The following is a 22,276-nucleotide window of genomic DNA, read 5'->3' as shown; positions in this document are numbered from 1 at the left end:
CCCCCCTGTTAATGGGTAATTGAGATGTTTATGCAAAGAGTTTTAATTGTCGAAGATAGTAAGGTAGTGCAACAAGTACTGCGACACCTAACCGCGCATTACTTGAATGTTGCTGTTGACTTTGCATGGACGTTTGCAGAGGCTCGGGAGTGTGTGAGTATTCATGATTATACCCTTGCTTTAGTTGACTTAACGTTACCCGATGCCCCAGATGGCGAAGTGGTAAAATATACGCTCGAAAAAAATGTACCAACGGTGGTACTCACATCTAAAATTGATGAATATAAGCGTCAGCAAATGCTTGAGTTAGGTGTAGTTGATTACGTTATAAAAGATAATCGTGACTCCTACCATTACGCTGTTAAGCTTGTAGCTCAGCTATTAAGAAACCAAGGATGCAAAGCGCTTGTTGCGGATGACTCCATGCTAAGTCGCTCTTTAATGAAGCAAATGCTTGAAAGGCAACTATTTAGCGTACAAGACGCCAATGACGGTGAACACGCGTTAAAAATTTTGAAAGCGGATCCTGAAATAAAATTATTGCTGACCGATTACGCAATGCCAACAATGGATGGCTTTGAGTTAGTAAAAGCGGTGCGCAACTTTAGGGGCAGAGATGATTTGGCGATTATTGGTTTATCTGGCGCGGGTAAACACGGGCTCTCAGCACGCTTTATAAAATATGGCGCAAATGATTTTTTAACGAAACCATTTATGAATGAAGAGTTTCATTGTCGTGTATTACAGACAATGGAACAATTAGCGCTAATTGCAGATATAAAAGAAAGTGCGTATCGAGATGACTTAACAGGTTTGTACAATCGACGTTATTTTTACCAGTTTGCAGAAAAATTATTAAAAGAGACGTCACGTAAGAATTGCTTAGCTTTATTAGACATCGACTTTTTCAAAGTGATTAATGATAAGTTTGGGCATGAAGCTGGCGATCAGGCACTTAAACAAATTTCCTCTTTATTACGAAGCTCATTTAAAGACTTTACAGTGTCACGTGTGGGCGGTGAAGAGTTTGCAGTTGTGTTAACTGATATTAATATAGATCAAGCTTATGCCTTGATGGATGCGTTTAGAGCGCGTATTGCTGCTTACGACTTTGTTATCAATGGTCAATCTTTTACTATTACGGTAAGTGTAGGCCTGACACATTTTAATAATGTGACGTTAACAAGCGCGATGCGTCTAGCGGACAAGGCGCTGTATCAAGCAAAAGATCAAAAACGAGATTGTGTGATACAACACAGTGAGTAATTTGCACCAGTGAAGTAAAAATGTAAATAAAACGCACCTTAATGGTGCGTTTTTTGTTTCTTTTATTTAACTATTATCATTAAGTTATTGTTTTTAATTGCTTTAAAATAGTGGCACAAAGGTTGGATTATCTAGGCTAACAGGATAACAATAAGCGTCCGAAGGGGGCCACTATGAAAATGATTAGTGCAATAATAAAGCCATTCAAACTTGATGATGTGCGTGAAGCGCTGGCTGATTTAGGCATTGAAGGGATGACAGTTGTTGACGTCAAAGGTTTTGGTCGTCAGCGTGGACATACAGAGCTATACCGCGGTGCAGAATACCAAGTTGATTTTATTCCAAAGATAAAACTCGAAATTGCTACTCGTACAGAAAATTGTGAACGTGTTGTTGAAACCATCACAAAAATTGCCTCAACAGGCAAAATTGGTGACGGTAAAATTTTCGTTTATGACTTAGATCAGATTGTTCGTATTCGTACGGGCGAGTTTGATGAAGAAGCAATTTAAGGGGACGCATGATGGAAAACACGATAGTAGAATTAAAGTTTTCATTAGATACATTTTATTTTTTAATCTCAGGTATTTTAGTTATGTGGATGGCAGCAGGTTTTGCCATGCTGGAAGCGGGCTTAGTTCGCTCAAAAAATACCACTGAAATCTTAACTAAAAACGTTGCGCTATACGCGATAGCTTGTACGATGTTTTTGCTCGTTGGCTACAACATCATGTATGTAGACAATGCCGAGGGTGGCTTAGTACCTTCAATAGGCGCTTTGATTGGGACCCAAGCTGCAGATGCTGATCACTCATTAGAGTCCGACTTCTTCTTCCAAGTTGTATTTGTTGCAACCGCAATGTCGATTGTGTCAGGTGCTGTTGCCGAACGCATGAAATTATGGGCGTTCCTTGCATTTGCAATCGTGCTAACTGGTTTTATCTACCCAATCGAAGGATATTGGACATGGGGCGGTGGTTTCTTGTCTGAAATGGGCTTTGTTGATTTTGCCGGCTCTGCAATTGTGCATGGCACAGGGGCTGCCGCTGCGCTTGCTGGTGTATTAATGCTAGGCGCTCGTAAAGGTAAATACGGTAAAAACGGTGAGATTTACCCAATTCCAGGCTCTAACTTACCACTTGCTACACTCGGTACATTTATTTTATGGATGGGGTGGTTTGGCTTCAACGGTGGCTCACAGCTTCTAATCTCTGATGCTGAAAATGCAACTGCGGTAGGTCAAATTTTACTAAATACTAACGCTGCTGCGGCAACGGGCGCTATTGCAGCATTGTTTGTATGTAAAGTGTTGTGGGGTAAAGCAGATTTAACCATGGTACTTAATGGTGCGCTTGCCGGCTTAGTTGTTATAACTGCTGACCCACTTTCACCATCACCAGTGATGGCCTGTGTATTGGGTATTTTAGGTGGTTCGTTGGTTGTGTTTAGTATTGTAGCTTTAGACAAAGTTAAGATTGATGACCCTGTAGGTGCAATATCAGTACACGGTGTGTGTGGTATCTTGGGTATTATTTTAGTGCCAGTATCAAACGCTGATGCCAGCTTTGTTAATCAACTAATTGGTTTGGTATGTATCTTAGGCTTTGTATTTGTTGCTTCATTAGCTGTCTGGGTTGTGCTGAAAAAGACTATGGGTATCCGTGTTACCGAAGAAGAAGAGTTAAACGGTATGGATCAACACGATTGTGGCATAGATGCTTACCCTGAGTTTGTATCAGTGCGTGGTAACTAATACCTCTAAATTGTAAAAGTTCATTGTGTGTTCGAACAAAACCCTAGCATCTGCTAGGGTTTTTTTGTAATTAGCATTCAATTTGAAGGCCAATAAAATCAGAAGTATCAGATAGGAATAATAAGTAATTGAGGCTATGCTTTAATGGCTAAATACAAACAATAAAGGATATTTATGGATAACAAGTTAATTCTTATAATTTTATCACTATTTTTACCACCGGTGGCGGTACTTCTAAAAGCGGGTGTTGGTAAACATTTATTAATCAATATTTTATTGTGCTTTGTTTTGTTTATACCGGCGGTTATTCACTCGATTTGGTTATGTACTCGCTAAAATTGACTGACAGTACAAAGAAAGAAAATGTGAGTGTAGCGACTTTCAGTTTCAGTTAATTTTACAGGTGTTAGCTTGTACACCCAAACTACTTAAAGATGCTAATTTAGGTTGGAATTAAAAGTGATTTAGGCAGGGCGTTGATTGCAAGTTATAGTGATTCTATTACTAAAAATTAACAACGCAGTATAAATTACTTTTTCCAACTCTTAGGCGTTTCACAGGCATTCATTTTCATCGATGTTACTTTTAAAAGAAATTGCCATTGTTGCAAAGTAACGCCTTGATATTAAGCCTTTTTGGAACAGTGAATTATGCATTTTGAGGTGGCTTGGGTATATGGCGATATGCTAAGCTCGCACCTGTAAATTAACTTCCGGAAGTAATAGCAACGTAATGGCTGATAAAAAAGAACCTCGCACACCTAAAACTCCGGCAAAACGCTCTGCCAAAAAGACAGCGAGCAAGGCTGCAAACACCTCCAAAAAGACACCCAAAAAAGACTCATCTAAAACGCCCAAAAAACGCAGTTTTACACGTAAGTTAGTGTCTGTGCTTTGGAAGCTTATCCTTGCAGGTATCATTGCAATGGCGCTTTACTTAATCTATTTGGATGCAAAAATAACACGCCAGTTCGAAGGCAATAAATGGCAGCTTCCTGCTCAAGTTTATGCACGTGCTATGAGCTTTTATCCTGGGCAATTTTTGTCAGCTCAAGAAGTGATTTGGGAACTTGATAGGTTAAATTACTCATCAGTTAATAAGTTAAGCCGCACAGGACAATACATAAAAGCGGGCGATAGCATTAAAATTTATCGTCGTGAGTTTGAGTTTTTTGATGGCCTTGAAGATTCACAAGTAATTGAACTACGATTTGCTGGGCAGAAGTTGGCGACAATCAAAGACAAATTTGGTCGACGTTTGAATAGTGCGCGTTTAGAGCCAGTACAAATTGCCCGAATTGGTAATGATTCGAAACAAGATCGCGAGTTCGTCCCTCTTGATAAATTTCCACGCATGCTTAAAGACACCTTACTGGTTGTAGAAGATCAAAAGTTTTATGAACACCATGGCGTATCTGTTTTATCAATTATGCGTGCATTATACAGCAACATTAAAGCTGGTCGCACGGTTCAGGGCGGCAGTACGTTAACTCAGCAGCTAGCAAAGAATATTTACTTAACCCGTGACCGCACACTTATTCGTAAGTTTAATGAAGCACTTATCGCGTTGATCCTGGATTATCGTTATTCTAAAGATCAAATCTTAGAAGCGTATTTGAATGAAGTATATCTTGGCCAGTCTTACAACCAAGGGGTACATGGTATGGGCTTGGCTTCTGAGTTTTATTTTTCAAAACCCGTTGATGAGCTTGAGTACGATCAAATAGCCTTACTGGTGGCTATGGTTAAAGGACCTTCTTATTATAATCCGCGAAGGTACAGCGAGCGTACGATGGAACGCCGTGATCTTGTTCTGCGTTTGATGGTCGATAATAAATTGATAAATACGCGAGAATATCGTGCATCACTAAAGCGTCCTATTGATATCGCGCCAATGAAAGACAGTTTACCTAAGTCCTATCCTGGTTATTTAGAGCTGGTGGATCGTGAGTTGAAACAACTCCTTCCTGATCAGGATGTGCTTGATGCCGGCGTTCGAGTCTTCACCTATTTTGATTTACAAAAACAAGCCGCGATGGAAGATGCCATCACAAAAAGCATTCCTTACCTTGAAAAACGCGCAACCACAGAGCAGTTAGAAGCAGCTATGGTTTCAGTAAACGTTGAAAAGGGCGGGATTTCTGCATTAGTAGCGGGCCGTGATCCACGCTTTTTAGGGTTTAATCGCGTGTTAGATACCAAACGTAATATTGGCTCTTTAGTGAAGCCCGCAGTGTATTTAACGGCGCTTGAGTCTCCTAGTTATAACCTTGCAACTCTACTTGACGATTCACCTGTACAAGTGACTAATGAGCAAGGCAATGTGTGGCAACCAGAAAACTTCGACCGTCAATTTCGCGGCATGATGCCAATGCACAAAGCGTTTAGTAAAAGTATTAATATTCCTGCGGTCAATCTAGGTTTAGATGTTGGCGTTGACAATGTTGCAGGTACGCTAGAAAAGCTTGGTGCCAAAGGGCATATAGATCAGTACCCTTCATTGTTATTAGGTGCCGTTGAAATGTCGAGCCTCGAAGTTGCACAGCTTTATACAACACTTGCTGCAGATGGTGAATATAGAGAGCTTACATCAATTTCAGCATTAACCGATTCAGTCGGCAAAGTACTTTATCAACACCAAGTTATTTCTGAGCCTCGATTTGATAAAGCGTCTGTATACATGACTAAGTATGCCATGAAGCGAGTGACTAAAGATGGTACAGCTAAGCGTTTAAATGCACACTTCCCATCAATTCAGTTAGCAGGTAAAACAGGCACCAGCAACGATTTGCGCGATAGTTGGTTTGCAGGCTTTGATCAAAGCACTGTTACTGTTGCATGGCTAGGCCGTGATGATAATAAGAGCACTGGCTTAACTGGAAGTGTCGGGGCACTTGAGACATATATTCGTTATTTGAAACCACTAAATCCAGAATCAATAGCTGATACGCGCCCGCCGTCTATTCGATGGGCATTTGTTAATGAACAAACTGGCTTACAAGCACCGCCAGGCTGTGGCAAGGTTATTCAGCTACCACTTAGAGCGAGTGAGTTTGAACCAAGGCCACGCTGTCAGCAGTAAACTTTAAACTTTAAACTGATTCATTGCTGTTGTAAGCAACTCTGATAATTGATTTAGTTTTCTTGCGTCATCAAAGCCTGATTGTGCCGATGTTTGTGTTTGCACCGCAAGAGTACTAATTTGTTCAGCATCATTGAGTGCATGTGCAGTCGCTTGTGACTGTTCTTGCACTTTTTGCGCAATAAGTTCTCCTTGCTGCTGGATTTCTAGCATACTGTGCTGCGCGTTTTGTAGTACCGTGTTTGTGTTGTTTGCTGACCCCACACACTCTGCCATTTTCTTCACACTGCGCTGCATTTTTTGTTGTGTATCGTCAGACGCTTTCTGAAGAGAGCTAATGATTTGGTGTATCTCTTGTGTTTGTAACTGCGTTCTTGATGCGAGTGTACGCACTTCATCCGCAACAACCGCAAATCCCCTTCCTTGTTCTCCCGCTCGGGCAGCTTCAATTGCGGCATTCAGTGCAAGCAAGTTAGTTTGATCGGCAATATCACTAATTCCTTTGCTGACGTTACCAATATTTTGGCTATCGATTGCTAATCGGTCTAAAGCGTTTTGGTTTTCTTTAAATTCAACTTGTAAGTCTTCCATGTACTTAGCGAGTGTCATGGTGTTCTTTGAGCTTTCTTTTACATGGTCTGCTGCGCTTTGCGCAATGTGCATTGCCTGAGCTGCTGAACCTTCAATAGCCTGCGCACTTTGCGACATATCTTCGAGTACAGTGTGAATGGTACTAACACGGTTTTGTTGCTCACTTACATCCATACTGGTTTTATGGCTTGTTTGTTGTAAAGATTGAGTTGCTTGACTTAGGTCAACAGTGGTTGTTTTAACATCTGCCAGTAATTGGGTAAATGCGTTAAGTAGCGCATTATAACGTGCAGTGATAATACTCATTTCATCACTCCCAATTGTTGCTAAGCTCGCGTTTAAATCACCATTAGCAGCTTGCTTAGCTGCATTGGCAAAACGTGTCACTCCATCAACAACGGCAAAATAAAAACCGACCAATAGATATGCAGCACTTAACAAGCTCAATAATGACGCTACTAAAACAATGTTTCTGATCATACGTTGTTCTTGCAGCTTATCCGTAACAAGCTGTTCGAGTGTTGGGACACTTTGTGTAATCAACTTCTCTAAGTCGCGTTGAACCGCATTATAATAGTGGGTAAAGTCGCTTTTAGAGATAGATAAGCTATCAGGCTCGAGCATTTCTTTATCTATGGTATTTTTAAAATTAGTCACACTGTTTTGTAGTTGTGTTAGTAAAGGCGTAAGCTTTTCGTCTACTAAGGTATCTGCGCTCGTCGCGACAATTAAAGTTTTTTGTATGTGCGCTTGGTATTGTGGGAGTGATTTCGTGACATTGGATAACGCAATAAATGTAGCAGGAGAAAATGCGTTATCATCGAGTACTTTATTAGCACTCTCATTGGCTAAATTTATTTGTTTGATCAAAGCTGGGATCGGTGACACTAATACTCTATTTAAGTATGCACTGGGTAGATGATCATCAATGGCGAGTTGAGATTGAATGGATACCAATTCAAGGGCATCAAGGTTTTGGCTATCATCCACAGCATAGCCATAACTTCTGGCAAGCGCTGCATTATTGCTGGTGTTGCCCGAAATTTGGTTATCAAGTAAAAGGCGATAAGTTTGCAAGCCTTGACGTTTCATCGTAGAAACTTCGATGCTTTCGGTCAAAAGTGTGAGTAAGAAAAAGAGGCTCAGTGCTAATGGCACTAAAAGAATCCCAAACACTAAACTGATTTTAGTTTTGTACTTCAAATTTACCATCAAGTTGATAGCAGGGGCGGTTAATTGTCGTAGTCCTGTCATGGGGTCGCTTATTTGGCAAAATTGAATTCATTAGTAAACAAGACCGATAGACTCAACCTTTTCATTCATAAAAATTAAGCAAAAAAACGAAAAAAGCCCTTACGGGCTTTTTTTTATAGCAAAACAGGTGGATTAAAGTTTTGCAAATGCGCGTTCTGCAGCGGCGATAGTATCGGCAATTTCTTGCTCTGAGTGTTCAGAACAAACAAAGCCTGCTTCAAACGCTGAAGGGGCTAAATATACACCTTCTTCAAGCATTAAGTGGAAGAATTTTTTAAAACGTTCTAAGTCACATTGCGTTGCTTGTTGGTAAGTCGTTACTTTCTCTTGTTCAGTGAAGAAAAAACCATACATACCACCGGCATAATTAGTGGTCAGTGGAATGCCGGCCTTTTTAGCAGCCGCTTCAAAGCCTTCACAAATCGCTTTGCTTTTTGCTTCAAGTGCGTCGTGAAGACCGTCAACATCAAGTAATTCAAGTGCTTTTAAGCCTGCAGCCATTGCAATTGGGTTACCAGAAAGCGTGCCTGCTTGATATACAGGCCCTACAGGTGCAATGTAATCCATGATTTCATTTTTACCACCAAACGCGCCTACAGGCATACCACCGCCAATCACTTTGCCTAAACACGTTAAGTCTGGCTTGATGTTGTAATACGCCTGTGCACCACCAAGGGCGACACGAAAACCCGTCATGACTTCATCAAAGATAAGTACCGATTTGTACTCGTCACACACTGCGCGTAGGCCTTCTAAAAAGCCTTCTACAGGAGGAATACAGTTCATGTTACCTGCTACGGGCTCTACGATAACACAAGCAATTTCGTCAGCGTATTTTGCAAAAATAGCCTTAACTTCGTCTAGGTTATTAAACGATACAGTTAAAGTATGTTTAGCGAAGTCCTCAGGAATACCTGGAGAGTTTGGTACACCCATTGTTAACGCGCCAGAGCCTGCTTTAACCAATAATGAGTCAGCATGACCGTGGTAGCAGCCTTCAAATTTAAGTATCTTGTCACGACCAGTGTAACCGCGTGCTAAACGAATCGCGCTCATGGTTGCTTCTGTGCCTGAGCTTACCATGCGTACTTTTTCAATTGATGGTACTAACTGTTTTACTTTTTCTGCCATGAAAATTTCGGTTTCGGTTGGCGCACCGTAGCTTAAACCATTTTCAACAGCGTCAAGTACCGCTTGCTTGATAGCAGGGTGGTTGTGACCCAAAATCATTGGTCCCCATGAACCAACGTAGTCAATATAACGGTTACCATCAGCGTCAAAAGTAAACGGGCCTTGCGCTTTGGTAATGAATAAAGGCGTACCGCCTACGCCATTAAAGGCACGAACTGGAGAGTTAACGCCACCCGGGATTGATGCTTGGGCGCGGGCAAATAAATCTTGGCTAATTGTCATGAATATTCCTATTGAGTTTTCATGGTTTATTTTGAAATAAAGTATTGCTTAACTGTTACGTTTACGGCTAAACCAAGGTACTTCAACTTCATACTTTTCAACTTTGTCTGCAACATCTAATGTTAATGCAAATAACGCCATGCGAATTAGCACGCCATTTTGCACTTGACGGAAAATAGCAAGGTTATCGTTACTATTTAAATCGTTATCGAGCTCATTTGCTTCTAAGCGGCTATCACGCGGTAACGGATGCATTAACACTGAGCTTGGTTTACAGTGTGCATTGTAAATTGATTGACTTATGCGGAAACCTCCGCGGTATTTATTGGCTTCTTCTTGCGATGGGAAGCGCTCTTCTTGGATACGTGTTTGGTACACGATATCAGCCGCTAGGTTACCTTCCATTTTATCAACAAGTTCAATCTTATGACCTGCATTATCAACAGCGTCTAAGATGTAACTTGGCATTTGTAAGCCATCAGGTGCAACCATTGAGAATTTTATATCTTTGTAATGACACAGCAGCTTAGACAGTGAATGAACGGTACGACCGTATTTTAAATCACCAACAAGCGCTATATGCATCCCATCTATACCTTGTTCAAAGCGATTTAGTTCACGCTCAATCGTTAATAGATCAAGTAACGCTTGCGTTGGGTGCTCGTTAGGACCATCTCCACCATTGATTACTGGCACAGAGCAGCCAGTTGCAAACTCAGCGACAGACCCCGCATCTGGGTGACGCATAGCGACTGCATCAGCGTAGGCTGAAATAACACGAGCAGTGTCATAAAGTGACTCTCCTTTTGCAAGGGCTGAGCTTTGCATGCCTGTGGTTTCACGAACGAGTCCACCTAACAAATTAAAAGCAGTACCAAAACTTACTCGTGTACGCGTGCTAGGTTCAAAGAATAGGTTTGCTAAGATGGCGCCTTCTAATACATTGGTGCGTTTTTGCTTTTTAGCATACGGTTCCATTTTTTTGGCTACTGCAAAAATACGTTCAATACAGTCTCTATTGAGCTGATTCACAGAAAGAATATTTTCGCCTTGGAAACTTAACATTGGGTTATTCCTATTACATTGAAATGGGGCGCAATCAACCATGAATCATGGGCACGCAATCGCGCGATATTATAACAAATTTTTTATAAACTGGGCTTAGTTACCGCTAAAAATACAATAACAAGTAGCAACAGTACTGGCAGCTCATTGAAAATACGATAAAAACGATCAGTGCGTTTATTTCTATCGTGTTTAAAGTCAGCCAATAACTTAAAACAGTAGGCGTGGTATGCGTATAAAATAATCACCAGTACTAATTTGTAATGTAACCACATGCTGTATTTAAACCAATCGCGGCCATATTCTACAATCATTAGGACGCCAAAAATAGTGGTTAAAAACGCAAAGGGTGTTACAAAAAAGAGTAGGCGACGCTCCATAATTTTCAGCATTGAACTGCAAGACTTTTCTTCGGTCATTGCGTGGTAAACAAATAAACGAGGTAAGTAAAATATGCCCGCAAACCAGGCTATCATAAAAAATACATGTAAAGCTTTATAGACAAGTAAGACACTCATAGTGATCTCTTTAACTGATTATAATAGGGTATTTCGTATCGTTAGAATGTGACGGATTTTATCCCACCGCATTATTCCCATAATTTGTTGGTTATCCATCAGATTATAAATATAGACAGCGCCGGAACGTTTATCTTTTAGAAGGTCAAACGCATCAGCTAATGTTGCTTGGCTGCTTAGCCCCTGAAGACTGATATAGTTGATAGAAATATTTTGGTCCGACATTAAGCTCAAATCATATTCGGCTAATCTATATCCGTTTTCAGCATCATGCACAATCAATGGCGTTTGGCTATCAAGGGCATCTAAGCTCGTTTTAATTTGTTCTTTATCGTCACTGTAAAGCAGCTTAAATTGTTCGTCCATTTCATCCATTACCCCTACTTTTTGTAAGGCTTCTGTCGCTGGTGATATTTGATATTCAAGTCCTTGGAAGTCTAACTGCTGCATGAAAATAGACCTGTTTCCAAATACTTGCAGAGCGGTTACGTAGGCGGTTGAAATTACCAACATAGCAGGCACGATTATTTCAGGACTCGATGTGAGCTCCATTACCGTGGTTAATGCAGCAAGAGGTGCGTGTAACGTGGCTGCTAGTAATCCTGCCATTCCTAATACGCTGTAGGTGCCGGCAATATCCACTCCTGGGCTAATAAACTGCGCAAAAAACGCCATAAGCGTGCCCATTAAAACACCAAGCCCAATGACTGGGCCAATAATCCCACCAGGAATACCTAGGCCAATAGCAAATAAAGTTGCTAGAAGCTTTGCGATTAAAATGGTGGTTAAAAACTGCAGGTCATCTGGGGACTCTATTGCTAGTGTAATTGCGCTCATACCTGAGCCCATCGCATGAGGAACTAAATAAGCAATCAACCCCGCAATAAGGCCGGCGAGTAATAGTCGCGGGAACATACTCAAAGGTTTAAAGGTACGAATAATCAACATTAAATTTTGATTAAAAGCAAATGCAACCGCACCAAGTGCCATGCCAAATACGATGAGGAATGGATAGTGCCAGCCAGAAAGGGGAGTAATAGTAATAAGTGCTAATTCTGACGCATTACCAAAGACAAATTGTGTTGCCAGAGCGCCTGTCACTGCTGCGAGCATTATTGGTACAAAAATATGTACTTTATATTCCCTTAACACCACTTCCATAACAAATATTACGGCGGCTAAAGGGGTGTTAAATGAGGCAGCAATGCCGGCAGCAACGCCGCAGCCGCTTAGTGTACGCATTGAGTTATGAGGCAAGTGCAATCTGTCAGCGAGTAAACTTGCACCCGTTGCCCCTAAATGAACAGAAGGGCCTTCCCGGCCAACAGAGAAGCCACTGATCAGCGCTAAAGCTCCCCCGACAAATTGATTCACGGTGTTATACAAAGGCATTTGGCCGTAATGTTTTTTTATCCGATGTATAACAAAAGGAATGCCTAAACGATAATGTTTAAAACCAGTAAGTGCTGCAAATGATGCGATTATTAATGCCGCTCCTATTGGAAGCATTACACGTTCTAGAGTTGGCAGTGTGGTGAAGTCATCAGGCGTACTCAGAAATAAACTCTGGAAAAACATGATGGTGAGGCGAAAGAAGATTATTAAAATTGCGGCAATTAGCCCTGCGCACACGCCGAGCAAGCATAGTTGAACAGATGTCTTAGGCTTTGCTAGTTGACGCCTCAGCGTTTCGAGCCACATGCATATTTCCTCACAGCACTTTTAAGCCGCAAGTTTACCAAAAGTGAAACCGTAAGTCCTTTTGATTTTGAAGTATCTAGAGATATTCAATCATTTAAGTGTGGTTTAGAGCGTGACTTAATTAAACAATAAATTTATTAAGTAAGCTTTGTTGACCATTAACATTTTCGGCTAAGTTTGTGTTGGTTTCATATTGCTCTTTTGCAAACTCATCTACTTGGACGCTAATATCTTTAATATAAATTGTGTTTTTATTTATCTCTTCTATTACAGTGCTTTGTTCTTCTATCGCAGCGGCAATTTGAAAGTTTCTGTCCATAATGTCTTTTACGGACATTGAAATCATGTTCAGTGATTGATTTGCGACTTCTGTTTGCTCAACGCATTGAGACGCTTTTTGTTTGCTTTGCTCCATAGCTTGTTGAACTTTAGATGAGAATAATTGTATTTGTTCAATCATCGATTTAATTTCAGTAGTTGAACTTTGTGTACGTGATGCCAATGTTCTTACTTCGTCTGCGACAACAGCAAACCCTCGGCCTTGCTCACCCGCTCTGGCTGCTTCAATCGCTGCATTGAGTGCTAGTAAGTTAGTTTGCTCTGCAACATTATTAATAACAGACAGTATCTGTTCAATACTATTACTGTGTTCTGCAAGTTGATTACTGAGCTCCTGAGAGTTAGATATTGAATCAGATAAGCTTGCTATATCCGATGCGGTTTTCTCAAAAAGAGCTTTGCTTGAGGTGGTTGATTTATTGACTGATGTTACAGAAGAGGCTGCCTCTTGGGCGCTTGACGCTATTTCTGTAGAAGTTGTACTCATTTGATGCATCGCAGTGGCTAGACTATCAATTAATTGATACTGTTTATTGAGCGAGCGGCTGGATTCTGTTGACAAAGATTTTGCTGCGCTACTTTGCTCTTCAACGTTGTTTGCTTTCCCTATTACACCCGTAACTAACGACTGTAATGATGATAAAAACTGATTAAAACTATTTGCAACAACACCACATTCGTCTTCTGAGGAGATTGTTAATCGTTGTGTTAAATCCCCACCACCAGAGGCGATTACATTGATTGCTTGCTCAAGTTCATCCAAGGGCTTTAATAATAATTTAGCAAGCTTTCTTAGGATAAAGACACAGCAGGTGATACTAAAAATCGCTATCAGTAATGTGCGTGTCGTAAAAGCAGTTAATGACTCATACACTTTATCTTTTTCAAGTAGCATCGCAATAGACCAATCGACTCCTGCTTCATTATTTAACGGGTAAAAATACAACAACTTTTCTTTGCCATCATGATCTATATGCAGAATGTTTTTTGTATTAGCTGGGGAGGAACTGTATACAGTTTGGGTTTGCTTATTATTTAAATCTGAGGATGGGTGAGTGATTATTTTACCTTCGCCATCGACTAAAAATGCCAACCCATTTCCATTAAAATTGATTGTGTTTACGCTGTTCGCTATTGCATCTAAGCTCAAGTCACCGCCAATGACGCCTTGAAAACCATTTTCAGTATTGATGGCACTCACAACTGATAAGAGAAGCTCATTTGTTGCAGCATCAACGTACGGGGCCGTAAATAGAGTATTGTTACTATTCTTTGCTAATTTAAACCAAGGTCTTTGTCTGAAGTCAATGCCTGGAGGGTTAACTCTATTTTTATCATTAGATCGCAGCGTTTTTTCATCATTCAACGTACCAAACACTAGAGAAAAATCAGTTGTTAGTGCTTTATTTTCTAAACTTGATTGAAAATTTTGTTTCGAAAAATCTGATTCAAGCTGATTTTTCAAAATGTTTATTTGTGCCGACCTGCTAATGAGCCAATTACTGATACTGTTTGATAGCAATGAGGCGTTATCTTGAACATAGGCAGTTGTAGACTTGCGAAGAGTCTGCTGTACGAGTAGGTATGTGGTTGTTGCTATTACTGAAATTACGATAAATACCACGATGCCTGAGGCGATGGAAAATTTAGTTCTGATTTTCATAAGGTTCCACTTTTAAAGAGTGCTTGGATGAACATTTTAGCTATCTAGATATAAATATAGTCTACACTTAATGAAAGTTTAAATAGTAAGGTATGTTTATGCGAGTTAAGCTCATTTGCTTGTTGTTTACAGCCGCTAATGTTTTTTCAGTCTACGGACAAGAGGTGGGCGAGGAACAAGAGCTCAACAATTTGAAATCTGAACTTAGTCAAATAAAAGCACAATTAGCTCTCCTTGAGCCATTAATGTTGCAATTTGAAGCAATCAATCGGCGAATCAAGGTACTCGAACAGCAGCAAAAAAATCACACAAAAATGGCTTCTAGTTCCGCATCACCTCCACGTGAAACACCCCTTCCCAAGTCAGAAGAACAGCAATTAAGTCACCAAACTCGCGGTTTAGAAAGAGAAGCAAAAATATATGCAACATTAAGACCCACACTCGGTTATATCGACGAAAATAACGAATCGCAATGGGATGTAAGGGATGCACTTTCACACGCCGGTTTTAAATCAACGGTAGAGTTTACTGATAATTGGCAAGGGATTTTACATGGCGAGTGGGGAATTGATTTATCTAATAATGGAGATTTTGGTAAAGCTCGGCAAGTCTACGTTGCTTTAGATAGTCCTTATGGAACGGTTGGTATAGGCAAACAGCGGCCTGCCCAATATTTGTTTATTGCTGAGTACGTTGATATTTTTAATCATGGAAATAGCCCATTTGCTTATGACCCAGAGAGCCTCTTTTTTGTTGATAACCTGCTTAGCTACCAGATCAGTAAAGGTCATTTTACGTGGATGTTAGTCAGTCAGTTTGATGGTGCCGAAGGAGACAATAATAGCGATCTTATTAACGGTGGTGTTAGTTATGATAAAGACAACCTTCACATTGCGATAACTTATACAAAAATAAGTGAATATGAAGGAGAAAGGGAGCTTGACGATAATGAAATACTAGGGGGCTCATTTGCTTACACGTTTGATAGTGGGTTGTACTTTGCTTTAGGTTATCAAGATAAAAAATATAGCCGCGATTTGATTCATGATAAACAGGGTCATACATTTGATATGTCCATGGCTTACCCTTTTGGGAAGTATTACAAAGTAAAGGCCGGTTATTTTGACTTTGATGATGGGCATTCAGCGAATAAAACTCACAAGTTTCATGGTGCCAATCTTACCTTCGAGTGGTTACCTGTTGAAAAACTTCGATTGCATGTTGAGTTTTTGCATAGGGACTTTGAATATTTAGCGGACTTTAACTCTTTATCAATAGGGTTTAGGTATGACTATGCAGAAGTTTGGCGTTATTAATGGAGTAGGTATGTGTTTATCAAAATATATATTATTTTTGATGATGCTATCTACACTCATCTTCCCAGTCAAAAGCCAAACTAGCAACGTTGTAACCATATTGGCAGATGATGATTACCCTCCTTATAGCTATGTGGAAAATGGTGTATTAAAGGGGATTTATATTGAGTTGTTGAGGCGTGCAATTACACCGTTGCAACGAGAGTATTTTGTTGAAATTGTTCCAATGCCATGGAAAAGGGCCCTTTTGAGCGCTAAACAAGGAAATGTAGTCGGGATCATTCCCCCTTATCGTCATTCTGAAAAACGCCCCTTTATCTCATCATACTCTATAGCATTAGGCACAGAGCATGTGGTTACTTATTGTCGTCAGAATATAGATTTAGAAAGTGCCTTAGCACTAAAGCTGCCGTCGGAAAAACGTTTGCACTTGGGGATGAACGCTGGTTATTTACTGTTAAATCAGCGCTATAAAAAGGCGATTCAATCAGGCTATATAAAATTGTGGGAAAATAAAAGTACTGAGGCTAACGTTATAAAATTACTAACAGATAAGTTAGATTGCTATGTTAATGATAGAAATGCCACGCTTTATGAGCTTGATAATATAAAAAGGAGTAATCCGGAGTTGAGTCATATTATTGTTGAAGAAAAAGATGAAATTAGTCAACAAACAGCTCATATTGGATTCAGCCAAGGTGTTGATAAAGAGTTTATTTTTAAAATGAATGACGCGTTATTAGGTGTTATGCATGAGCTTGATGTCAAAAAAAGTGAGCCACTTAAGCCATAATAATCTAGAGACTAATAAGCTCAGGCTATACTTGATTAAAACACTCGGGTATTAGATAATCGCTTCTATTAGAGGAATTGAGGGGTTTGGTATGTCAGAAGAATTACCGATTAAATTTAGTGACGCTGCGGCAATCCGTGTTAAGCAATTAATTGATGAAGAAGAGAATCCGGAACTTAAACTGCGTGTTTATGTTACAGGCGGTGGTTGTTCTGGTTTCCAATATGGCTTTACTTTTGACGAGAAAGCGAACCCAGGCGACTTAGAAATAGTGAAAAACGGGGTTACATTAGTTGTTGATCCAATGAGTATTCAGTATTTAGTTGACGGTGAAGTTGATTATACAGAAGGGTTGGAAGGTGCAAGGTTTTTTGTTTCTAATCCAAATGCAACGACCACCTGTGGCTGTGGCGCTAGTTTTAGCGTATAACCTACTAAATATACTAAGCCGCTATTCAGCGGCTTTTTTACTTTAAGCTTATTTTTAGCTTTGCTGAGTGTAATTTACCTTCATTCTTACTTCCTTCCATTTTTAGCAATTTTTCATTGATTTTAAAGTGCTATCACACTCCTTTGATCACTAAATAACACACAATTTTAACTAGCGTTGTTTTGCGTAAATGTATATCCATTGGGGGATGTTGAGCTGTAAATTGTTGTGAATAACGATATAGTGTTAGTCAAAATTTAAAACGATGTATTTATCTAAAGCGCTTAATACAAATAGAGGACGAATGAAAAAAGTCCTAACAATTGTTCATATATTCAGCATTGCACCAAATCTTTAAAAATTTAAATTAATAGTATTAGAGTCTAAAGGGGCATAAACCCAAACGAAATGCTCATTTTGAATAGTTAACCTAAAGACTCTAAGCTCTTTGCCTGCTTATTTTATTGTGTGAAAAAGCACCTTTTAGTATTAAAAACCCCCATTTCTAATTTTGTGTGACTTGAATCATTAGAATAAAAAAGCCTAAGACAAGGGCTGAAAACGCTAAAATGTATATAAAGCCTTTTTTACCTTGTTTAATAGGGACGCCATTTTGCTTAAGAAAAAAGTACCAAATAATGCAAAGTATGACAGGTAATAAAAAGAGTAATCTAAACATAATTCCCTCAATTGGTTGAAACGTGTTCTTTTTCAATTTTAACTTATTGATTTTTAATTTAAAAAAATTCATCGTAAAGTGAGTTTAAAAAAATAAATTATTTGATACATTAGGGGTATTCAAATAATTTAATATTTTATTTGTTGTTCTATTAACAATAGCTATTTTCATTCTTTAACTTTTAGTTTACCTTTTAGGTGTACTCAAAGTTTTTTATTTCACATGCTTTTATATAGTATATAATGTATCCAAGAGTGAGACGGGCAAAATTTCATTCTTATTTTAATTTAACTCTAAATCATCTAGTAGGAGATGTTTTTTATGATGGGTAAAACAGTTTCTTCTGAAGAAAACTCAAAATTGACCAAGTGGCTTAAAGTAAAGCGTCATGAGAAAGGCCATACAATGCGTAGCCTTGCACAGGTATTAGGTACACCGCATTCTTTTATTGGTAAAATTGAAAATCAAGAACGTCGTTTAGATGTGATTGAGTTTTTACGCTATTGCGATGCATTAGAAGTAGACCCGTATGAAGGTCTAGGCTTGTTAAAAGAAGATTAATCCGTTAATCATTTTTTTTGCTAGTGCAAGGAAGCGCTTTCACACTTTACTTATTATTGTGATAGTTATTTTCAAGCTCATAAAGCTTATGCCTAATTACATATAAAAATATCAAGGACGGTAGTACCATCAACGCAGTTAGAATAAAGAATAAAGACCAGTTCCCACCTAGCCAGTCATCTATCACCACGCCACTGTAACTTGAAAGTAGAGTTCGTCCTAAATTACCCAATGAGGCTAATAATGCATAATGTGTAGCGCTAAATGCACGATCACACAACATAGAGATAAACGCAACCATAGCAACTAAAGACCATGCTTGTGTAAAACCATCTACCACAATTGCCATCGCATACAAATGCTCCTTGGGACCTGCAAGAGCTATCCATGAGAACATTAAGTTGGATGCAGCCATTGCTACACCACTAATAAACAAACCTTTAACAATACCGTACTTGTGATTAAATATACTCCCTAAAAATGCAAATATTATGGTGATTAGCCCTGTGCCTAGTTTTGAGTAATTGGCAATTTGAGTATTTGAGAAGCCGACCTCTTTATAAAATACAATCGACATACGTGCTAAGAAAGCTTCACCAATTTTAAATAGGAATATAAAGGTAAGCAGCGCTAAAGCTGTTTTTACGCCGTTTCGCGCGAAGAACGTCTTAAAAGGGTCTAAAACAGTTACAGCTAGCCAAGCAACGACTTTTGCTGATTGTGAGTCAGTGGCATTGCTAGCAAGCTTTGCTTGATAGATACGCTCTAACTCTTGGTGGACAGCTTCACGATTTGAAACCGGCTCTTTTGCCCAAAAAACACAGCTCATTAGTAGTAGCATCAAACCCGCTAGAAAGTAATAAACTTGTGGCCAACCAACGCTGGGAATATCCGCCATATAAAAAGGAATAGCGCCCAGTAATGCATAACCGCTCCACCAACCCGAAGTCGCCATTGCAGCAGCAGCTGTGGCTTTATGGCTTTCGTTCTCCTCGAGAGTATCAATCCTAAACGCATCGATGGCAATATCTTGCGTGGCTGATGCAATAGCAATTAATAAGCATAATGCAGCAGCGATGGCTAAATGTGCTGTTATATCTAAACCGGCTAGTAAAAGCACACCCAATAAGATAAAGCTTTGGCAAAAGAGTATCCAGCTACGGCGCTGGCCAAGCCATTTATACAACAAGGGCAGTTTGATGCGATCAACTAAAGGAGACCATAAAAAGTTGATGCTGTAAGCACCAAATACGATGCCAAATAGGCCAATCATACTGCGGCTCAAACCTTCGTCTTTTAGCCACGCAGACATAACTGAGCCAATCAATACCCATGGAAAACCACTGCTCATACCAAATATGAAAACGTTAATTAAGCGTTTGTCTTTAAAGTAAGAAAAATATTCAGTAATTGATAAGTTGTTTTTCATAGCGCCTTCATTGGCAAAGAGGGATACGGGGGGCTTTATTTTTAAGCTCCCATAAATACTATAACGGAGTCGGTTCTAATACTGCCATATTTAAAATTACAACGGGGGTTTTAGGCACAAAATCGTACCCAATCTTTTCGTTAAACCCAGTCTCTACCTGCATGATTTTATCTAAGGTTTCATATCCGTCCATTACCATTCCAAATACCGCAAAGCCCCATTCACGGCCTGGGTTAAGGTGGTCATTATCATCCATATTAAAAAAGAACTGGCGAGTCCCCGAGTGTGGTTGACGGTCTTGATAGGCCATAGCAATACTATACATATCATTTTTTGAGCCATTGCCACTTTCGTTAAATATAGGATCGCCTTCGTAAACGCCATCGTATTCTTTGTCGTAACCACCGCCTTGTATTACAAAGTCACGCTCGTTTTCAATATCGCGTTCAACACGGTGAAATACGGTACCATTGTAGCTGCCATCCATTACATACGTTAAAAAGTTATTGACCGTAATAGGGGCTTTAGAGCGATCCATTTCAACGATGATCTTACCCATTGTTGTACTGATTTCCACCCGTGGGAACATATTGTTTTTTTGTACAAAACGCCCTTCAGTTGCAGCGGTTATGTTTTGGCTAATAAATAATAATGCAAAAAATAAAAAAATACGTTTCATATTTAACCTTCTAAAAATGCTAACAATTCTGGATCTGATACCATGCGTGTTATTAACTGCTCAGTCAACTTATTGAGTTGACCTTCAATTTTTGCTCTGTCGTGACCAAGCGGCGCTTCTAGACTGGCATTGCCACGGTACGTTTTACTAAAGTTGCTGGTACTTTTAATGACGCGCAGACCCAACTCGATTTTTGCGTCACTGGTGTGAGTTAGCATTTTTTCAATAACTACGGCCTGAAGTGTATGAATATCAACCTCAAATCGTGTCGTTGCTAGATTAGATATACTGGCGCCGTTTCGACTTAACGCACTATCGATCACACTTTTTATTGATTCTGTTAAGCCTTGGCTCGCAATTGTTTGTGTTTTATCGTCGTTTATTAATTTAAGTGTGGCGCTGTCGCCCCTTAAGTCGATTACACTGGTGTTCAAGCTTTGGCTAATTGAGCTTATTTTTCCACCTTGGTATGAAGGGTTGAGAATCAATTGATTAGGTTGGCTACTACATCCGCCAAGGGCTAATAAAATACAGCAAGGTAATAGGTAGTTTTTCATCGTTATAGCATCCCATTATTTTTAGTTGCACTTAAAACAACAAACTTTTTATTTGAGCCAAGTAACTGGCAATTGCCAAACATGCGCTTTAGTTTGTCATGATAGTCTAAATGACGGTTTCCAATAATACGTAATTCTCCACCATTCTTTAAGGTGTCTTTAGCTTGTTTAAACATCTGCCATGCAATATGGTCTGTGACGGCTTGTGCTTGGTGAAAAGGCGGATTACATAAAACTACATCAACACTTTCACGCTCAAAACCAGTTAAACAATCATTTTCGATAAATGAACATTGCTCAAATTTATCTTCCATATTGAGCTCAATATTTAGTCGTGCTGACTCAACCGCCATGTATGACTCGTCAATAAATGTCATTTCAGCATTGGGGCAGCGCGATAAGGTCATTAAACCAACCACACCATTACCACAGCCTAGATCAATAATTTTTTTTGTTTTAGTAGTTTGAGGTAAATAGTTAAAAAAGAACCTTGCACCAATATCTAAAGAGTCTCGAGAAAACACATTTGCATGATTACTAATTGTATAGTCAGTGCCTTCCAGCGGCCAATTAACGGGAAAGTCTGCCGCTTTGTATCCACCCTGAGCACTGCTGATTATTAAACGAGATTTTTTTACTGCTAAGCTGGTTTTCGTTTCGCCAATATATTGCTCAAAGGCTTTAATCGTCGAATTATGAATATCTTTGGTTTTACCCGCTGCGATGACAGGCGTTCCTGGCTTAAGTACTTCACTTAACTCTGAAAGTTGGTATTGCAGAAAACCAAGCGTGCGCGGTACTTTTAAAATAACTAAATCAATGTCATCAGGCAATGCTGATAAGCTATCGAGCTGACTAAATGAATGGGTCGAGACTTTGTTTTCAGCTAAATTGTATGCAGCAGCTTGATGACTAATGTAAGAGTCATTAACTGAACAAGCTGTTAACCCTTGTTTAGAAAAGTAACACGATAAAGCACCAAAGCTATCATTAAAAATTAGTAAAGAGCGACAACTAGGATAATGTTCAGTAACATAGTCAATAAGGTATTCGTCAGCTGAATCCCAAGCTTGAAGGCTACGGTTTTTTTGATCTAAAGGAAAACGTTCTAGAGTAAAGGTTGTTTCGCCGAGCTGTGCTTGCGTTGTCATAATAGTTAAGTGATCAGAATCAAATGATAGGTAAATT

At 39.5% G+C, this 22,276-nt stretch carries 19 protein-coding genes; 9 read left to right on the top strand and 10 right to left on the bottom strand.

The window, feature by feature from the left end; translation table 11 throughout:
• Positions 1–30: 30 nt before the first annotated feature.
• The 5 genes from CSC79_RS05850 (at position 31) to mrcB (ending at position 6,100) form a co-directional block, all read left to right on the top strand.
• Positions 31–1,266: a response regulator gene (locus CSC79_RS05850; protein WP_099295069.1), complete on the top strand. Its 1,236-nt coding sequence runs from the start codon at positions 31–33 to the stop codon at positions 1,264–1,266.
• 173 nt (positions 1,267–1,439) lie between these two features.
• The gene (locus tag CSC79_RS05845) at positions 1,440–1,778 is read left to right on the top strand and encodes a P-II family nitrogen regulator (RefSeq protein WP_058560161.1); all 339 of its coding nucleotides are present in this window, start codon (positions 1,440–1,442) and stop codon (positions 1,776–1,778) included.
• Between the two features lie 11 nt (positions 1,779–1,789).
• Positions 1,790–3,019, top strand: a complete 1,230-nt coding sequence (locus CSC79_RS05840; protein WP_099294901.1) for an ammonium transporter — start codon at positions 1,790–1,792, stop codon at positions 3,017–3,019.
• 174 nt (positions 3,020–3,193) lie between these two features.
• Positions 3,194–3,355: a YqaE/Pmp3 family membrane protein gene (locus tag CSC79_RS05835; protein ID WP_099294900.1), complete on the top strand. Its 162-nt coding sequence runs from the start codon at positions 3,194–3,196 to the stop codon at positions 3,353–3,355.
• Between the two features lie 396 nt (positions 3,356–3,751).
• Complete coding sequence (gene mrcB, locus CSC79_RS05830) at positions 3,752–6,100, top strand: penicillin-binding protein 1B (RefSeq protein WP_099294899.1); 2,349 nt, start codon at positions 3,752–3,754, stop codon at positions 6,098–6,100.
• A 3-nt stretch (positions 6,101–6,103) separates the two neighbouring features.
• On the opposite strand, the gene CSC79_RS05825 is transcribed toward mrcB, so the two are convergent.
• The 6 genes from CSC79_RS05825 to CSC79_RS05800 all read right to left on the bottom strand — a co-directional run bounded on the left by CSC79_RS05825 (position 6,104) and on the right by CSC79_RS05800 (position 14,644).
• The gene (locus tag CSC79_RS05825) at positions 6,104–7,945 is read right to left on the bottom strand and encodes a methyl-accepting chemotaxis protein (RefSeq protein ID WP_099294898.1); all 1,842 of its coding nucleotides are present in this window, start codon (positions 7,943–7,945) and stop codon (positions 6,104–6,106) included.
• 132 nt (positions 7,946–8,077) lie between these two features.
• Positions 8,078–9,358, bottom strand: a complete 1,281-nt coding sequence (hemL, locus tag CSC79_RS05820; protein ID WP_099294897.1) for a glutamate-1-semialdehyde 2,1-aminomutase — start codon at positions 9,356–9,358, stop codon at positions 8,078–8,080.
• 48 nt (positions 9,359–9,406) lie between these two features.
• Positions 9,407–10,423 carry an aspartate carbamoyltransferase gene (locus CSC79_RS05815; protein ID WP_099294896.1) on the bottom strand — a complete coding sequence of 339 codons (1,017 nt, stop codon included), beginning with the start codon at positions 10,421–10,423 and terminating at the stop codon, positions 9,407–9,409.
• A gap of 83 nt (positions 10,424–10,506) precedes the next feature.
• The gene (locus CSC79_RS05810; protein WP_099294895.1) at positions 10,507–10,941 is read right to left on the bottom strand and encodes a CopD family protein; all 435 of its coding nucleotides are present in this window, start codon (positions 10,939–10,941) and stop codon (positions 10,507–10,509) included.
• Positions 10,942–10,959: 18 nt separating this feature from the next.
• Positions 10,960–12,642 (bottom strand): chloride channel protein, encoded by a 1,683-nt coding sequence (locus CSC79_RS05805; protein WP_099294894.1) that lies wholly within the window; start codon positions 12,640–12,642, stop codon positions 10,960–10,962.
• Between the two features lie 121 nt (positions 12,643–12,763).
• The gene (locus CSC79_RS05800) at positions 12,764–14,644 is read right to left on the bottom strand and encodes a methyl-accepting chemotaxis protein (protein ID WP_099294893.1); all 1,881 of its coding nucleotides are present in this window, start codon (positions 14,642–14,644) and stop codon (positions 12,764–12,766) included.
• A 98-nt stretch (positions 14,645–14,742) separates the two neighbouring features.
• Here CSC79_RS05800 and CSC79_RS05795 point away from each other — a divergent pair, with 98 nt between their 5' ends.
• From CSC79_RS05795 to CSC79_RS05775, 4 genes are all read left to right on the top strand, one after another.
• The gene (locus CSC79_RS05795) at positions 14,743–15,960 is read left to right on the top strand and encodes a porin (RefSeq protein ID WP_099294892.1); all 1,218 of its coding nucleotides are present in this window, start codon (positions 14,743–14,745) and stop codon (positions 15,958–15,960) included.
• Positions 15,938–16,753: a transporter substrate-binding domain-containing protein gene (locus tag CSC79_RS05790; protein ID WP_180270393.1), complete on the top strand. Its 816-nt coding sequence runs from the start codon at positions 15,938–15,940 to the stop codon at positions 16,751–16,753. Before CSC79_RS05795 ends, CSC79_RS05790 begins: the two co-directional genes overlap by 23 nt.
• 91 nt (positions 16,754–16,844) lie before the next feature.
• Complete coding sequence (gene erpA / locus CSC79_RS05785; protein WP_099294890.1) at positions 16,845–17,183, top strand: iron-sulfur cluster insertion protein ErpA; 339 nt, start codon at positions 16,845–16,847, stop codon at positions 17,181–17,183.
• Positions 17,184–18,183: 1,000 nt separating this feature from the next.
• Complete coding sequence (locus CSC79_RS05775; protein ID WP_058560149.1) at positions 18,184–18,423, top strand: helix-turn-helix transcriptional regulator; 240 nt, start codon at positions 18,184–18,186, stop codon at positions 18,421–18,423.
• A 46-nt stretch (positions 18,424–18,469) separates the two neighbouring features.
• Here the strand turns inward: CSC79_RS05775 and CSC79_RS05770 are convergent, their stop codons facing one another.
• Genes CSC79_RS05770 through CSC79_RS05755 form a run of 4 tightly spaced genes read right to left on the bottom strand, consistent with a single transcriptional unit; the run spans position 18,470 to position 22,239 of the window.
• On the bottom strand, positions 18,470–19,852 hold the full coding sequence (locus CSC79_RS05770; RefSeq protein WP_099294888.1) for an MFS transporter: 1,383 nt from the start codon (positions 19,850–19,852) through the stop codon (positions 18,470–18,472).
• Between the two features lie 58 nt (positions 19,853–19,910).
• A complete protein-coding gene (locus CSC79_RS05765; RefSeq protein WP_099294887.1) occupies positions 19,911–20,531 on the bottom strand; it encodes a peptidylprolyl isomerase in 621 nt (206 codons plus the stop codon).
• Positions 20,532–20,533: 2 nt separating this feature from the next.
• The gene (locus tag CSC79_RS05760; RefSeq protein ID WP_099294886.1) at positions 20,534–21,088 is read right to left on the bottom strand and encodes a YajG family lipoprotein; all 555 of its coding nucleotides are present in this window, start codon (positions 21,086–21,088) and stop codon (positions 20,534–20,536) included.
• A gap of 2 nt (positions 21,089–21,090) precedes the next feature.
• On the bottom strand, positions 21,091–22,239 hold the full coding sequence (locus tag CSC79_RS05755) for a methyltransferase (RefSeq protein WP_099295068.1): 1,149 nt from the start codon (positions 22,237–22,239) through the stop codon (positions 21,091–21,093).
• Positions 22,240–22,276: the final 37 nt, after the last annotated feature.

Source organism: Pseudoalteromonas sp. 3D05 (assembly GCF_002723455.1).
Classification (GTDB): Bacteria; Pseudomonadota; Gammaproteobacteria; order Enterobacterales; family Alteromonadaceae; genus Pseudoalteromonas.
Note: the sequence above shows the minus strand (reverse complement) of the source record. Positions and strands in the feature narration are given on the sequence as shown.

Excerpts from the sequence above, each read along its gene's own strand:
- CSC79_RS05850 (WP_099295069.1), top strand. The coding sequence starts at position 31 with ATGCAAAGAGTTTTAATTGTCGAAGATAGTAAGGTAGTGCAACAAGTA.
- CSC79_RS05845 (WP_058560161.1), top strand. The coding sequence starts at position 1,440 with ATGAAAATGATTAGTGCAATAATAAAGCCATTCAAACTTGATGATGTG.
- CSC79_RS05840 (WP_099294901.1), top strand. The coding sequence starts at position 1,790 with ATGGAAAACACGATAGTAGAATTAAAGTTTTCATTAGATACATTTTAT.
- CSC79_RS05835 (WP_099294900.1), top strand. The coding sequence starts at position 3,194 with ATGGATAACAAGTTAATTCTTATAATTTTATCACTATTTTTACCACCG.
- mrcB (WP_099294899.1), top strand. The coding sequence starts at position 3,752 with ATGGCTGATAAAAAAGAACCTCGCACACCTAAAACTCCGGCAAAACGC.
- CSC79_RS05825 (WP_099294898.1), bottom strand. The coding sequence starts at position 7,945 with ATGACAGGACTACGACAATTAACCGCCCCTGCTATCAACTTGATGGTA.
- hemL (WP_099294897.1), bottom strand. The coding sequence starts at position 9,358 with ATGACAATTAGCCAAGATTTATTTGCCCGCGCCCAAGCATCAATCCCG.
- CSC79_RS05815 (WP_099294896.1), bottom strand. The coding sequence starts at position 10,423 with ATGTTAAGTTTCCAAGGCGAAAATATTCTTTCTGTGAATCAGCTCAAT.
- CSC79_RS05810 (WP_099294895.1), bottom strand. The coding sequence starts at position 10,941 with ATGAGTGTCTTACTTGTCTATAAAGCTTTACATGTATTTTTTATGATA.
- CSC79_RS05805 (WP_099294894.1), bottom strand. The coding sequence starts at position 12,642 with ATGTGGCTCGAAACGCTGAGGCGTCAACTAGCAAAGCCTAAGACATCT.
- CSC79_RS05800 (WP_099294893.1), bottom strand. The coding sequence starts at position 14,644 with ATGAAAATCAGAACTAAATTTTCCATCGCCTCAGGCATCGTGGTATTT.
- CSC79_RS05795 (WP_099294892.1), top strand. The coding sequence starts at position 14,743 with ATGCGAGTTAAGCTCATTTGCTTGTTGTTTACAGCCGCTAATGTTTTT.
- CSC79_RS05790 (WP_180270393.1), top strand. The coding sequence starts at position 15,938 with ATGCAGAAGTTTGGCGTTATTAATGGAGTAGGTATGTGTTTATCAAAA.
- erpA (WP_099294890.1), top strand. The coding sequence starts at position 16,845 with ATGTCAGAAGAATTACCGATTAAATTTAGTGACGCTGCGGCAATCCGT.
- CSC79_RS05775 (WP_058560149.1), top strand. The coding sequence starts at position 18,184 with ATGATGGGTAAAACAGTTTCTTCTGAAGAAAACTCAAAATTGACCAAG.
- CSC79_RS05770 (WP_099294888.1), bottom strand. The coding sequence starts at position 19,852 with ATGAAAAACAACTTATCAATTACTGAATATTTTTCTTACTTTAAAGAC.
- CSC79_RS05765 (WP_099294887.1), bottom strand. The coding sequence starts at position 20,531 with ATGAAACGTATTTTTTTATTTTTTGCATTATTATTTATTAGCCAAAAC.
- CSC79_RS05760 (WP_099294886.1), bottom strand. The coding sequence starts at position 21,088 with ATGAAAAACTACCTATTACCTTGCTGTATTTTATTAGCCCTTGGCGGA.
- CSC79_RS05755 (WP_099295068.1), bottom strand. The coding sequence starts at position 22,239 with ATGACAACGCAAGCACAGCTCGGCGAAACAACCTTTACTCTAGAACGT.